Source organism: Pseudomonas sp. Y5-11 (assembly GCF_022368695.1).
Classification (GTDB): domain Bacteria; phylum Pseudomonadota; class Gammaproteobacteria; order Pseudomonadales; family Pseudomonadaceae; genus Aquipseudomonas; species Aquipseudomonas parakoreensis.
Genome location: NZ_CP058974.1, coordinates 5,306,859 through 5,320,968, shown reverse-complemented (window position 1 = coordinate 5,320,968; position 14,110 = coordinate 5,306,859). Strand labels below are relative to the sequence as shown.

At 60.6% G+C, this 14,110-nt stretch carries 13 protein-coding genes; 2 read left to right on the top strand and 11 right to left on the bottom strand.

Going from position 1 to position 14,110, the window contains the following annotated elements; translation table 11 throughout:
* Window position 1: 1 nt before the first annotated feature.
* The 9 genes from HXW87_RS23745 to HXW87_RS23705 form a co-directional block, all read right to left on the bottom strand.
* Complete coding sequence (locus HXW87_RS23745; RefSeq protein ID WP_023106361.1) at window positions 2-1,666, bottom strand: ParB family protein; 1,665 nt, start codon at window positions 1,664-1,666, stop codon at window positions 2-4.
* On the bottom strand, window positions 1,659-1,910 hold the full coding sequence (locus HXW87_RS23740) for a hypothetical protein (protein WP_023106362.1): 252 nt from the start codon (window positions 1,908-1,910) through the stop codon (window positions 1,659-1,661). The genes HXW87_RS23745 and HXW87_RS23740 overlap by 8 nt, the downstream gene beginning before the upstream one ends.
* The gene (locus HXW87_RS23735) at window positions 1,894-2,766 is read right to left on the bottom strand and encodes a ParA family protein (protein ID WP_023106363.1); all 873 of its coding nucleotides are present in this window, start codon (window positions 2,764-2,766) and stop codon (window positions 1,894-1,896) included. Before HXW87_RS23735 ends, HXW87_RS23740 begins: the two co-directional genes overlap by 17 nt.
* 43 nt (window positions 2,767-2,809) lie before the next feature.
* Window positions 2,810-3,022: an AlpA family transcriptional regulator gene (locus HXW87_RS23730; RefSeq protein ID WP_012112310.1), complete on the bottom strand. Its 213-nt coding sequence runs from the start codon at window positions 3,020-3,022 to the stop codon at window positions 2,810-2,812.
* Between the two features lie 118 nt (window positions 3,023-3,140).
* The gene (locus HXW87_RS23725; protein WP_100773594.1) at window positions 3,141-3,887 is read right to left on the bottom strand and encodes a hypothetical protein; all 747 of its coding nucleotides are present in this window, start codon (window positions 3,885-3,887) and stop codon (window positions 3,141-3,143) included.
* 980 nt (window positions 3,888-4,867) lie between these two features.
* A complete protein-coding gene (locus HXW87_RS23720) occupies window positions 4,868-6,607 on the bottom strand; it encodes a dipeptidase (RefSeq protein ID WP_182402023.1) in 1,740 nt (579 codons plus the stop codon).
* Between the two features lie 200 nt (window positions 6,608-6,807).
* Window positions 6,808-7,446 carry a LysE family translocator gene (locus HXW87_RS23715; protein WP_047295709.1) on the bottom strand — a complete coding sequence of 213 codons (639 nt, stop codon included), beginning with the start codon at window positions 7,444-7,446 and terminating at the stop codon, window positions 6,808-6,810.
* Window position 7,447: 1 nt separating this feature from the next.
* Complete coding sequence (locus HXW87_RS23710) at window positions 7,448-8,218, bottom strand: 2OG-Fe(II) oxygenase (RefSeq protein WP_239777886.1); 771 nt, start codon at window positions 8,216-8,218, stop codon at window positions 7,448-7,450.
* Window positions 8,219-8,307: 89 nt separating this feature from the next.
* A complete protein-coding gene (locus tag HXW87_RS23705) occupies window positions 8,308-8,934 on the bottom strand; it encodes a serine-tRNA(Ala) deacylase AlaX (protein WP_047295705.1) in 627 nt (208 codons plus the stop codon).
* A gap of 90 nt (window positions 8,935-9,024) precedes the next feature.
* On the opposite strand from HXW87_RS23705, the gene HXW87_RS23700 reads away from it, so the two are divergent.
* Complete coding sequence (locus tag HXW87_RS23700) at window positions 9,025-10,023, top strand: LysR family transcriptional regulator (RefSeq protein WP_239777885.1); 999 nt, start codon at window positions 9,025-9,027, stop codon at window positions 10,021-10,023.
* A 212-nt stretch (window positions 10,024-10,235) separates the two neighbouring features.
* Here the strand turns inward: HXW87_RS23700 and HXW87_RS23695 are convergent, their stop codons facing one another.
* Together HXW87_RS23695 and HXW87_RS23690 are read right to left on the bottom strand one after the other, a co-directional pair.
* On the bottom strand, window positions 10,236-10,643 hold the full coding sequence (locus HXW87_RS23695) for a PA2817 family protein (protein ID WP_041069086.1): 408 nt from the start codon (window positions 10,641-10,643) through the stop codon (window positions 10,236-10,238).
* 89 nt (window positions 10,644-10,732) lie between these two features.
* Complete coding sequence (locus HXW87_RS23690; RefSeq protein ID WP_239777884.1) at window positions 10,733-13,180, bottom strand: acyl-CoA dehydrogenase; 2,448 nt, start codon at window positions 13,178-13,180, stop codon at window positions 10,733-10,735.
* Between the two features lie 247 nt (window positions 13,181-13,427).
* On the opposite strand from HXW87_RS23690, the gene HXW87_RS23685 reads away from it, so the two are divergent.
* Window positions 13,428-14,087, top strand: a complete 660-nt coding sequence (locus tag HXW87_RS23685) for a transglutaminase family protein (RefSeq protein ID WP_047295700.1) — start codon at window positions 13,428-13,430, stop codon at window positions 14,085-14,087.
* Window positions 14,088-14,110: the final 23 nt, after the last annotated feature.

Here is a 14,110-nt window from a genome sequence, read left to right as displayed (position 1 = left end):
CTCAGGTCCCAGGACCGACAGCGCCGGGCTCCAGATCCAACAGGCGCCGGGCCAGTCGCAGCAGCCGGAACAGCTTGACCAGCGCGGTGTCGCTCAATCGCTGCGCCCCGTCGTCATGACGTTGGCCATGGCCGTGCAACACCGTTGGCAGGTCGGCGGCGAGTTGCCTGCTGTCCAAGCCGACGCTGGCTGGCTGCTGACCGGCCAGGGAAACCAGCAGCCCGAGCACGGCGCGGCCCAGTGGAGACGAAGCCTGAGTCGGGGCACGACACGCGAACCCGATGCCGTCAGGTCGATCCTCGACGCACTCGTCCAGGTCGGCCTCGCCCGCGATCTCGCGCGCGAACTGCGCGATGTGGATGCGCAACCGGTCAGGCGTGTCGAGGCCAGGGTCGATATGCCAGATGTCCGAGATGGGATAGAGGCCACCAGCCTGCACGGGTATCGACTGCAATACGTTGGCCGAGAAGTCGGGTGGCAGCGCATCGCCCAACTGGTCGGCGACCATGCGCTGGATGGACTGGAGCCGCTCCGTCGTGGGTGCCGGGGAGATGATGTGCTCGGCAAGCAGATCGCCAGCCGCTGCCGCAGGGCTCGCCGTGGATGCCTCGCTCGGGGCCGCATTGTTTTCGCGCCTTGCAGGTACGGCCTCGGAATGGCCTGCGGGAGGTGCTGGTGTAGCGGGGGACGGTGCCGGTTCGATCGGCGGCCGTGCGATGCGCCCAGGCTCAGGCAATGCCGGCGGCGCCGAAGGCGGGGTTGGGTCGCTGACCAGGGCGCGATGACGGCTCTCGGATTCGGTCAGGTCCAGGGCGAGCAGATCGTAGTCAATGCCCAGCAGCTCGGACATCTGACCGATCAACTCGTCCTGTACACGCTGCGGTGAGAACTCGTCCGCCTGGGCGTCGAACTGCGACAGCACCTCCTGAAAGAAGCTGTCGAAGTCCAGCGACAGGGAATGGCCCTTGGCATAGTGCTCCCACGTGCGCTCGCTGGCCTTGCGCATGACTGACAGCCGCTCGACCTGGTGGCGGCCGAGGCCCCCATATAGGACGGTCGGGATCGCGGGCAGCAGGTAGCGCACCGCGTCAGCCATGCGGCTGATGTGCGACTGCTGGACCGGGAAGCCGTCGGCGGCCAGGCGGCGGGCCAACTCGGACTGGCTCAGGGTGGTTCCGCTTTCTTCTTCATAGAACTCGCGCGCCTTCTCGACGCCCAGGGCGCGCTCGATGAAAGTGAGGCCGCCGCGCAGTTCGTTCTCGGCGAGGTGCCCGGTCAGAGCGACGATCTCTCCGCGCGCAGGCCACGGCCGGAACAGGCACGATATGCGGAAAAAGCGTTCGTCCTTCGTTTCCGCCCAGAGTTCACGCAGGATCGCCAGCCTGGTGTTGCCACCGTTGCGGATGATGTAGTGCGCGTCGCCTGGACGGCGTGTGATGGCTGGCGCCGCATCCAGGCCGCGCTCTCGAATTGAAGCCTTGATTTCATCGTAGGCCGAGTTGCGCTTTTTGCGGGGGTCGTGGTCGTAGGGCCGCAACTGGTCCAGTGTCACGACCATCGGCGTGTCGGCGATGGGGTCACTCAGGGCCGTGGCCGATGGGCCGCTGCGCTCGAACCCGGCGGCAAGCAGCTTGCCGGCCATGTCCTGGGAGGTCATCTCAGCCATGGCCGCATCCCTCGGCGTTGGAGGCCCGGGCCATGCGCTCGGCTCGACGAATTTGCGCACGGGCGTTGAGATCCGCCCGGTGGTCGCTCGCTGTCGAGCTGGTGTAGATGGCGGCGCAGCCGGCCTTGGTGAACTTGAGGTGTCCGCCACCTGTGCGCTTCACGTGCCAGCCTTCGCTCACAGCAAACTCGATCAGGGCGCGCAGCCGCTTGTGGCCACGGGCCAATTCATGTGCGTTCGCCATGGGACCTCCCGGTGTCAATACGTGGAGGACGGCCGGACACGTGGACAAATTTGTCTTGCCATTGAGGGAACAATTCGCCAGCGAGCGTGCGCACGGTGTCGAGCGCTGCGGGCGCAACTCTGCCCGGTGGCTGGCGATGCTCGACTCGATGCACCGGCAGGCCACGGGTCGCGGCGCGCGGATAGGCCTCGATCGCCGGCACGTCAGTGTCGAGCACGCGGATGCCGGCATGATCCTGGAACAGGTCCCGAAGAGCCTTCTGGATCAGCCGCGCATTGGCGGATACGGGATGGACGCGATTGATGAGCAGGTGCAGCGGCGGTGGCTCGATGCCGAGGTGTCGGTATGGCGCGATGTCTTCCAGCAACTGCATGGTGCCGCGCCGCAGCTCGCGGGCCGCGAGGATTTCCGGGGTCACGGGCGACAGCGCCAAGTCAGAGGCGAGCACCGCCATCTCCAACAGCACCGAGCGTGCACCCTGGGTGTCGATCAGCACCAGGTCATAAAGTGGCGCCAGCGCCGGCAGCAGGTGCCGCAGTCTCAGGCGTCCGTCTGGCGCGTGCAGTAGCAACGTGTTCAGTTCACCCCGGTGGTCGTTCGAGAGCACCAGGTCCAGGCCCGCGATGATGGTGCGGGACACCAACTGATCGAGGGCACGTTCGTTGAACGCCAGCAACTCATAGATACCGCCGGGAGCGCGGTGTGCCAGTTCGTAATAGGAGGACAAGGTCGGCTGCACGTCGAGATCGAGCAGCAGCACACGCAGCCCTGCGTCCGCGGCGAGGCCGCCGAGGTTGGCGGCCGTGGTCGTCTTGCCGACGCCACCTTTCGTTGAAATGATGGATACGACCTGCATGGCGCTCTCCGTTTGGCGATGGGAAAATCGAGGGGGGAGCGGGTCAGGTCCGGTTGTTGAGGCGTTCGGCGATCCACTGGTCGATCTCGACCGAATCCCAGCCCACGGCGCGCACGCCGAGGCGCAGCGCCTGTGGAAACTGGCGCTTTTTCATCAGGTTGTAGATGTGGGCGCGTTTGAAGCCGGACTTCGCTTCAACTTCATCGAGCCGCAGGATGCGGCGCTCGTGCGGTGGCAGTACAGGTACTTGCGACATGGCGGTCACTCCTGAACGCTTAGTGGCGTTTGTTGGCGTGACCTCTATTCAATAGACATGGCTGCGGAAAAACATTGCAAATGCAATCTCCGCGACTGCACATACAAGATGGAAGAATTCACGCGGCTGCGCTACGGACATTCTTCCTGGCATTGGCGAACTTGCCGTTCAAGGTTCGCTCCGTGATGCCCATGGTGCCGCCATAGTGGGCGAGCAATGCGGTGACGATGGCCTCCTGTGTCTTGAAGCTGGAGTACGGCACGCCGGATGGGGATTGGCTCAGCATCAGCGTCAGCATGCCGCCGATGATGTTGAGGTATGTGGTTTCCGCTCGATCACTGATCACGCTCTGCTTGGGAGCCAGCAGTACGGCGGACTGTTTGAGCAAGACTTCGTGTTGCTGTTGCAGTTCGCGCATCTCGCGTCGGCTATGGTCCAGCGCGGCTTGCAGAGCCAGCCGTTCCAGCAGGATTGCCTGTCCTGTCTCGATGGTGATGAAGGGATGCACCATGCGCTCGCCGCGACTGAACAGAAATCCCGGCCGATGCTCGGGATAGTGGGTGCGCATCCACCGCTTCAGATCGACATGGCGGACGGTCAGATCGAGTGAACTCACCAGATCTGGGTCATTAAGTGTGATCCCGTTCTTGCCGAAGGGCAGTTCGGCGTTGAGGATACCGTCGTAGATGCGTTCCGAGTACAGCCGACACTCGTTCCATCGCGGGCAGTCCAACATCTGCGGCAGACAACGCGGTGATGCGATCGATGCGACGATCATCGCTTCGTACCGCAACAACCCAGCCCACCGTATGGCAGCTTCGATGGGACGATAGAACACCTTTGATAGTGGTGGCTCCTTGTGCATGTTTTCGTCTCCTTTCGGAAGCGCTACATCACCGGCTCCTTTCTTGCCCCACCAAGGGGCTGTTTTTTCGTTATGCCTGTGGCTGATGCCTGGGGCGATGCCCTGGAACATGGACGGAAGAGATCATGGCACCCGTCACAGGTGGTTCTCTCTTGCTCGATATGCAAGAATTGACCAGTTGCCGGCCCGTCGAGTAATAAAGGAAGAAGCACGCTCGACAATTGCGCTCACGGTGCCAGCGTCATGGGGTGCGTCAAGCACATCAAGACCGATTCGATATGGTCTGATATCCCCACGGTTTCACAAGGCGCAGGGGATTGCATCCGCTGCTCCACGTCCAGAGGGACGTAGAGAAATCCGCGCATGTCATGCTCGTTTCGGCATCCTGATATATCGACATAGCATCGAGCGAAGATGCGCTGTGGCTAGTTTGAGGCTGTTGTGCGTCGCTCCGACTCGGTCGTCAGCCGACCAGGCGATGTGAACATACGCCCCCATCTCTCCTCGCTCGCCGCGTGACCTTCGCCACGAGCAACCTTGAGCTGTGGTCCACACGGCATCCACCCAAGCGCGGTCTCAACTCTCGATGCTGTTGCCATTTCTGACGCAAGGAGACCAGGTTGTGCCAACGGCGCGGCAGTGGTGGGCCTCTGGTAGCGACGTGTTCTGCGTCCGTGGCGAGAGAATGGAATGGCAGTCCTTGGACGTTGATGGAAGTTGGTGGATGAACTTTGTTGACGAGGAAAAAAAACAAGGCTAGAATTCAGGCCTTCGCTGCTCACCACAGCGGAGAAATTGATTGGGAAACAGAGACTTAGCGCTCTAGTGCATGACTCGTTTCCCGCTCCAATTTCACAAAAACGCCGATCAGTGATGATCGGCGTTTTTGTTTGTGCAGCATTTTGCACGCAACAAAAAAGGACCTTCGGGTCCTTTTCTGTTTTCACGTCAGGCCCGCTGAATCACGGGCCTGTGTCTTGTCAGAGCTTCGGCAGCTGGCCGACACGACCCATCATCTCAGTGACGATCTGCAGGTCCAGCAGGAACTGGTCAACCGTCTTGAACTCACCGTCGGTATGGCCGGTGTATTTGACTTCAGGACGGGCCAGGCCGAATTGCACGCCGTTCGGCAAGTCATGCACCGAGGTCGCCCCGGCCGAGGTGCCGAACTCATGCTTCATGCCCAGGTTCTCAGTGGCCACCGCCAACAGTGCTTTGACCCATTCGCCTTCCGGGTTGCGATACATCGGTTCGTCGATCGAGTAGGTGAAGTCCGCGGCGACGTGGGTTTTCTTGCTCCAGGCGGCGAGTTTGTCAGCGATTTCCTTCTGCAGCACTTCTGGCGATTTACCCTTCGGTACGCGCAGGTTGACAGCCAGTTTGAAGGCCTTGTCGTCCACACCGACGTAGGTCAGCGAAGCAGTCAGCGGGCCCATGAACGAATCGGAGAAGCCGACGCCAAGTTTTTTCCCCAGATAATCCAGGCCCCAGTTGTTGGACGCATAGCGGGCAGCGTCGGTGATCTGGTTGTGCTTGAGCGCCACCTTGCCGTCGAGACCGTTGATGAAGTCGAGCATCCGCGCGACCGGGTTGACGCCGGACTCGGGTTCGGAGGAGTGCGCGGACACACCGGTGACGCTCAGCTTGACGTCTTTGCCGTCAACCTTGGCCGCCACTTTGAAGTCGCCACCGTGTTTTTTCGCGTACTCGTTGCCGGCCTTCTGCAGGCTCGCCGCCAATTGCTCCGGTTTGTCGGTGACGAGGGTAGCGACCGAAACCGACGGGATCTGGTTGGTCGCCAGGCCGCCGGTCATCGAAGTGATTTCGGCGCCACTGCCTTCAGCCTTGCGCAGCGGGAAATTGGCCATGACCGTACCGTAGCCTTTCTCGGCGATGACCACCGGGTAGCCGCCATCCAGTGCCATGTTGTAGTTCGGTGTCGGGTTGTGCTCGAAGTAGTAGGGAATCGCGTCACCCGTGGTTTCTTCAGTGGTGTCCACCAGCAGTTTGAAGTTGCGTGCCAGTGGCAGCTTTTCTTCCTTGATCACTTTCATGGCGTACATGGCGACGACGATGCCGTTCTTGTCGTCTTCGGTGCCACGGCCATACATGCGGTCGCCGATCAACGTCACTTTGAATGGATCGAGTCTGGTGCCGTCCTTCAGCACCCAGTTTTCCGGGGTGACCGGGACCACGTCGGCATGGGCGTGAATGCCCACGACGTCATCGCCGCTGCCGTCGAGGGAAATTTCATAGACGCGGTTGTCGACGTTGCGGAATTTCAGGTTGAACGATTCGGCGAGGTTCTTGATCTTTTCGGCGATTTTGATGAACTCGGGATTGTCGTGCTGAGCCACGCCTTCTTTGCGGAAGGTCGGGATTTCCACCAGTTCGCGCAGCGTTTCCAGGGCGGCTTTGCCGTACTTGGCGCGGGTGTAGATGCCCAGCAGGCGATTGATCTCGTTCTGCTGCTCGGCGGTCAGGGTCTTGTTGTCGAGAAAACCATTGATCGCCGGGGCGAGGTTGTCGGTCTTGCCCGGATTGCTGCTCGCTACCGCACCGAGAAACTGACGAAAATCGCTGACCGTCGTATTGCTGAACGCCTTGAGGATCGCAGCACTTTGCTCGGGGCTGATGTTGGCTTGGGCCGGCAGGGTGAACGACGAAAGACTGGCCAGAACCAGGCTGGTGGCAGCCAGACGCTTGAGGGAAAAATTCATTGCAGTGGGCATTCCTTTGCAGGCATTTACAGGGGAAGTGTTTGAAAGTTGAAACAAATCTTTTCCAAACTAACACCACGAAGGTGTTGAAGGGGAGTCCCTGAAGTGGGATCCGTCGCACAGAAATGCAAAAGCGGCGCACAAACGAAAAAGGCCCGATCGGTGTTGAACGGATCAGGCCTTTTGTTTTGGCGCAGCGTTTACATCGACAGCACCAGCCTGCCGGCGAACAGAATCAGGATCACGCCCATGCTGCGTTCGAACCAATGGCCCATGCGCATGAACAGGGACCGCACCCGGCTGCTGGAAAAAAACAGTGCGACGATCACGAACCACAGCGCGTTGACGAAGCACATCCACACCCCGTACAGCGCCTGGATGTTCAACGGGGTAGTGGCGCTGATGATCGTGGTGAAGATCGCCAGGAAAAACAGCGTGGCCTTGGGGTTGGTGGCATTGGTCAGAAAGCCGGTGCTGAACGCCTTGAACAGTGACTGCGCGACCAGCGGCTCGTCGGTATTGTTTTCACCCTCGAGCGTGGACTTCGGTTTACTGCGAATCAGGCTGATGCCGAGGTAAAAGATGTACGCGCCACCGATCACCTTGGCCACGGTCAGCAACCACGGCGTGGTGTGCATGAGCGCGCCTACACCGAGCAAAGTATAGAGAACGTGCACCGAAATACCGGCGCCGATGCCCAGTGCGGTGCAGATGCCCACCAGTCGGCCGAAGCGTACGCTCTGGCGGATGGTCACGGCGAAGTCCGGGCCGGGAGCGACCACGGCCAGAAAGTGAATGGTGGCCAGTGCCAGAAACTCGCCCAGGTAGTTCGATAACATCTCAGCTCCAGAAGGTCAGGGGTGAAGCATTGCCGCGATAGCCGACAAAGAATGAAAGGCTCAGTCGCGGATCCGCTACGCCCGGCGTCACCGAGTGCATGCAGCGCGAATTGAACATGATGAAATCGCCCGGCTCCGGCCGCACTTCCAGGGTCGGTGGGCCGAGCAGCGCCGGGTCGATGCCGTAGCTGTTGCCGCGCATCTCGTCGAACCGGTCCGGGCTGATATCGTCGTCCCACATCTGCAGCGCACCGCCCTCGGTCGGCATGTTCAGGTACACGTTGCAGGCGAACTGCGCCTCCAGGCTGCGGGCCTGAAAGCTGTCCGGGGCGTCCTTGGCGAAAATGTCGTGATGAGCGAGGAAACACACACCGGGTTTGACCACCCGTGACAGGCCGACATACATCTTGCGGCCATAGAGGTTTTCCAGATGAGCGCCGGCCGGCCAGGACTCGTCGAGCATGCAGCGCAGGGTATCGACCGGCGAGGAGTAGGGGGCGCAACGTTCGCGCAGTTCAGCGATGTTGCGGGTGGCGCGTTCGAAGTAGTCCTCGATCAGCAGCGGCTGGTTTTCCGCCTCGTAAAACGCCATGCCGATGCGGCCGATGCTCGGCGCGTTGATGTAGCCTTCAAAGCCCGGAGCAAGAATCTTGTCGCCAAGCTGAACCGCCAGCGGCTCCGGCAGAAAGCCTTTGACGCGAATGGCGAGGACTTCTTCGTTGGCCAGTTTTTTTATGCACGTCTCATCGAGACGCTCGACGTCTAGCATCATTGTTTTAGGTCCATCTATCGATAGTCAACGGAACCGGCGAGTGCGGTTCCCCCGGCGCCGGACGCTGCGCGAGGCAGCGCCCGAGATGCTTAATCCACGCTGTAGTGGACGGATAACGTGCCTTTCTTCTGCGAAAGGGAAGCGATCGTGACTGTGCCCAAATCCTTCAGGCTGCGTACATGGGTGCCACCACAACCGTAGGCCGGGAGCTCGCCAAAACCGATTTCCCGCGCGCCTTCGCGCAGCGAGGTCAGGCGGGGCAGGTCGTGTTCGATCCACTCACGAATACCGTACTGAACGGTTGGTGCGTCGACTTCCTGAGCAGCATCGCCCGGTTTGAACTGCACCCGACCTTCGTCTGGCCAGTGGTGCGCCTTGACCGGCGTCCAGCCCATCGCTTGCACGAAATGCCCGATCAGGTGCCCGGCTGAATGCATGCGGGTGTTGTAGCGGCGACGTTGTTCATCGACGTGGATGCAGGTCATGCCGAGTTTCACCGGACGGTCGACGTAATGCACGATCCGATCCGGCTCCTGGATCACGCGCAGCACCTGGCTTTCGCCGATCATGCCGGTATCGCAAGGCTGCCCACCGCCTTGCGGATGAAACAGCGTGGCGCGCAACACCACGGCAAATTCGTTCTCGTGGGGCGTGCAGTCGAGGACTTCCACATTAGCCTTGAGGTCATCACTATGGAAAAAGAGGCGAAGCGTCATATTCCATGCCCTTATTAAAGTGTCTTTTTTTATTATATGAATCGTGCAATAACGTGATAATCCGTTCAAACATCAAAGGACTTGTGCGCTGTGAGCATCAATCTTCCGCTGCCGCTGCTCGGTGAAATGGCGATCTTCGTCAAGGTCGTGGAGACCGGCAGTTTCTCCGAAGCCGCCCGCCAGCTGGGTTCCTCGCCGTCGGCGATCAGTCGCAGCATTTCCCGACTGGAAAAGGCTCTGGCCACGCGTTTGCTGCAGCGCACGACGCGTAAATTGCGTCTGAGTGATGGTGGTGAAGAAGTGTTCAAGCGCTGTCAGGAGATGGTCAGTGCCGCCAAGTCGGTGATGGAGATCAGCGGGCAGTTCACCCACGAAGCGGAAGGGCTGGTGCGGGTCAGCGTGCCGAAAGCGGTCGGACGCTTCGTGATTCATCCGCACATGCCCGAGTTTCTGCGGCGTTATCCAAAGGTCGATGTCGAGTTGCTGCTGGAAGACCGCCAGGTTGATTTGATTGACGATCATGTCGACCTGGCGATTCGAATTACGGACCGTCCGCCGGCCGGGCTGGTCGGGCGACAGTTGCTGACCATCGACCATTTGCTCTGCGCCACCCCGCAATACCTGGCCGACCACGGCACACCGACGCATCCGCATGATCTGCTCAATCACAGTTGTATCTATCTGGGAGAAACCCCGAGCGATGCCCGCTGGAAATTCAAGAAGGGCAGTAAAGCGGTGACGGTCGGCGTGCGTGGCCGCTATGCCGCCAACCATACCGGCGTGCGGCTCGGAGCCGTGTTGCAGCACATTGGTATCGGCAGCTTGCCGTACTTCACCGCGCGTTATGCGCTGGAGCAGAAACTGATTGTGCAGGTGCTGCCGGAGTGGACATTCCTCGCGTCCTATCACGGTGGGCTGTGGCTGCTGCATTCACCGACGCGTTATCTGCCGCCGAAGCTGCGGGTGTTCATCGATTATTTGGTGGAATGTCTGGAGAAAGAGCCGACGTTGAGCAAGCCGGGCAAGGCGGGGGCGCCGAATAATCTGGCGCTTGCGTATGAATTGCCGGAGAGCGAGGGGCTGCTTTAAAAGCAAAAGATCGCAGCCTTCGGCAGCTCCTACATGAATCACATGANCGGGCAAGGCGGGGGCGCCGAATAATCTGGCGCTTGCGTATGAATTGCCGGAGAGCGAGGGGCTGCTTTAAAAGCAAAAGATCGCAGCCTTCGGCAGCTCCTACATGAATCACATGATTCCCTGTAGGAGCTGCCGAAGGCTGCGATCTTTTGATCTTTGGAAACTTAGTGCTTGCTGTCTTGAGCAGACATCGCCAGCAACTGCTTTTCCTGATTCCAGTCGAACGGTTCGTCGTTCTGTTCGGCTTCGTAGCGACGTTCTTCCAGTGCCTGATACAGGTCGATTTCTTCATCGGACAGGTAGTGCAGGCAGTCGCCAGCGAAGAACCACAGCAGATCCCGCGGGATCAGGTGGGCAATTTGCGGATAGCGGGTAATCACTTGGGTCAGGATGTCCTGGCCCAGGTACTGGCTTTCGATCGGATCGATCGGCAGGGATGCCAGCAGTTCGTCAAAGCGCTCCAGGAACAAGGCATGGCTTTCTTCGGGAACCTGATCGGCCTCACCTACGGCGACCAGGATACTGCGCAGGTGGTCGAGCAAAACCAGATGATCGGCAACGACGTTGGACACGAGATAAGTCCTCAAGAGCAAAACGGGCGCGGGAGTATAAAGCTCTCGCGCCCGTTTTTCACAAATAAACAGCTACACGGTCGTCAGCATCAGCGGACTTTGCCTTCTGCCTGTTTCAGTTCTTCCTTGTCGAAATCATCGACATCAATCACCTTGCGCCGAGCCGCTTCAGCATCGCGCAGGGTCTGCGCCTCCGCCGCTTGCAACACCCCGGCCTCCAGCGCGGCGTCGATAGCGTGTTCGCCCGCCGCCGGTTTGACCTGGCCGCTTTTCAGCGCAGTGTGCAGTTTCTTGTGCAGGGGTTGCGCGGCACCCAGCAGATCGCTGGCGTGTTGCAGGGCACCGACGGCATCGTCGACGGACTGCGGGCGATAGCAGCCGGCGAGCAGTTCTTCGAGGGTCGGATCGCCTTTGGCACGACCGATCACCGCTGCCACTTCGGCGCCGAGCTTGTCCGACGGGCCTTTGTGGCGACGGCCGAACGGGAACACGATCACCCGCAGCAGGCAGCCAAACACTTTGTTCGGGAAGTTGCTCAGCAGCTCATCCAGTGCCCGTTCCGACTGACCGAGGCTTTCTTCCATCGCCCAACGGAACAGCGGCTCCATATGCGCCGGCGAATCCAGGTCGTGATAACGCTTGAGCGCGGCGGAGGCCAGGTACAGGTTGCTCAATACATCGCCGAGACGCGCCGACAGGCGTTCGCGCCGCTTCAGTTCGCCACCCAGCAACATCATGCTGAAGTCGGCGAGCATGGCGAAAGCCGCTGCCTGCCGATTGAGTGCGCGGAAATAACCTTGGCTGATCCTGTCCCCTGGCGCATGTTCGAAGTGGCCAAAGCCCAGGTTCAGCACCAGGGTACTGGCGGCGTTGCCGACGGCAAAACCGATGTGCTTGAGCAGCAGGCCGTCGAATTCTTTCAGTGCCTGATCCTTGTCCTCACGGCCGGCGAGGGCCATTTCCTTGAGGACGAACGGATGGCAGCGAATGGCGCCCTGACCGAAGATCATCAGGTTGCGCGAAAGGATGTTGGCGCCTTCCACGGTGATGAAGATTGGCGCGCCGTTCCAGCTGCGCCCGAGGTAGTTGTTCGGCCCCATGATGATCGCTTTCCCGCCGTGCACGTCCATGGCGTGGGTGATGCACTCGCGGCCGCGTTCGGTCAGGTGGTACTTGAGGATCGCCGACAGCACCGACGGTTTCTCGCCCAGATCCACTGCGTTGGCAGTCAGCATCCGCGCGGCGTCCATCATCCAGGCGTTGCCACCGATGCGCGCCATGGCTTCCTGAATGCCTTCGAAGGCCGACAGCGGGACGTTGAACTGCTCACGAATCTGCGCATATTGCCCAGTCACCAGACTGGTGAACTTGGCCGCGCCAGTGCCGACGGCTGGCAGCGAAATCGAACGCCCGACTGACAGGCAGTTCATCAGCATCATCCAGCCCTTGCCGAGCATTTCCTGACCGCCGATGAGAAAGTCCAGCGGGATGAATACGTCTTTGCCCGAGTTCGGGCCGTTCATGAACGCAGCACCCAGTGGCAGGTGACGACGGCCGATTTCCACGCCCGGTGTATCGGTGGGAATCAGCGCCAGACTGATGCCGAGATCTTCCTTGTCGCCCAGCAGATGCTCCGGGTCATAGGCTTTGAAGGCCAGACCGAGCAGAGTCGCCACCGGACCGAGGGTGATGTAGCGTTTTTCCCAGTTCAGGCGCAGACCGATGACTTCCTGGCCTTCCCATTCACCTTTGCAGATGACCCCGGTGTCCGGCATGGCGCCAGCATCGGAACCGGCCAGCGGGCCGGTGAGGGCGAAGCACGGAATGTCGTCGCCACGGGCCAGCCGCGGCAGGTAGTGATTGCGCTGTTCATCGGTGCCGTAATGCAGCAGCAGTTCGGCCGGGCCGAGGGAGTTGGGCACCATTACGGTGGAGGCGAGGTCGCCGCTGCGGGTGGCGAGTTTCATCGCCACTTGCGAGTGAGCGTAGGCGGAAAAGCCCTTGCCGCCGAATTCCTTGGGAATGATCAGGGCGAAGAAGCCGTGTTCCTTGATGTGGCTCCAGGCTTCGGGCGGCAGGTCCATCGACTGACCGATCTGCCAGTCAGTGACCATCGCGCAGAGTTCTTCGGTCGGGCCGTCGATAAAGGCCTGTTCCTCTTCGCTCAGTTGCGCTTTCGGGTAGGACAGCAGCTTGTCCCAGTCAGGACGGCCGCTGAACAGCTCGCCGTCCCACCAGACGGTACCGGCATCGATCGCGTCGCGTTCGGTCTGCGACATCGGCGGCAGGGTTTTCTGGAACCAGTTGAACAGCGGCGCGGTGAAGTGTTTGCGGCGCAGGTCAGGCAGCAGCAACGGCGCGGCAACCACCGCGAGCACGACCCACAGCACCAGCAGCAGCCAGCCCGGAGCGTGGCTGAAAATACCCATCGCCAGCAGGTAAATGGCGACGATGCCCAACGCGGGCAGCGGGGCGATGCGGCGGTGAGCGAGGTACGCCGCACCGACGATCAGAACCAGTATCCACAACAACAGCATATGTAATCCTCCGTGAACCAAGGCCAACCGACCCACCAGAGCTTAGACGGCATCTGTAAAACGGGTGGTCAGAACATGGTGATTGAACTCGTGGGAAACCCCGGATGGTTTTCGTAGGTTCGGTGGGCAACACCCGTGGGAAATCGTTCGCCATTCCCGCGTCTTCGCGTGCATGTTTGGCCGAAACGTCGTTATCTCTGTGCTTGAGCTGTCGCTAGACTCGGGGCTCCCCCAGGAGAACATCGTCATGCGCGAGTATCTGAGTCCCGGCCGCTTCATCGATAGTGACCACCCGGCGGTGGTGGAGTTCGCCGAACAGCACCGCGGTGCCAGTCGTGACCCGCTCGAGCAGGCGCTCGGTCTCTATTACGCCGTACGTGAAGCGGTGCGCTACAACCCGTACACGTTCAGCCTCGACCCGCAGACCCTGTGTGGCAGCCATGCGCTGGCGACCGGAGAAAGTTATTGCGTGCCCAAGGCCACCTTGCTGGCCGGGTGTGCGCGGCATTGCGGCATCCCGGCGCGTATCGGTCTGGCCGACGTCAGGAATCACCTGTCGACCCCGCGATTGCTGGAACTGCTGCGTAGCGATGTGTTCGCCATGCACGGCTATACCGAGCTGTTCCTTAACGACCGTTGGGTCAAGGCCACGCCGGCCTTCAACCAGCAACTGTGCGAACTGTTCAACGTCGCACCGTTGGACTTTGACGGGATCCATGACAGCGTTTTCCACCCGTACAACCGAGACGGCGCGTTGCTGATGGAGTATCTGGTCGATCACGGGCAGTTCGCCGATGTGCCGGAACAGTTCTTCTTCGAACATCTGGAAAAGTGCTACCCGCACCTGTTCGGCGAACATCAGGCGAAGGTGCTGGGCGATATGCAGAGTGATTTGAGCCGTACATGATCCGGCGTATGCTGCCTGCCCAC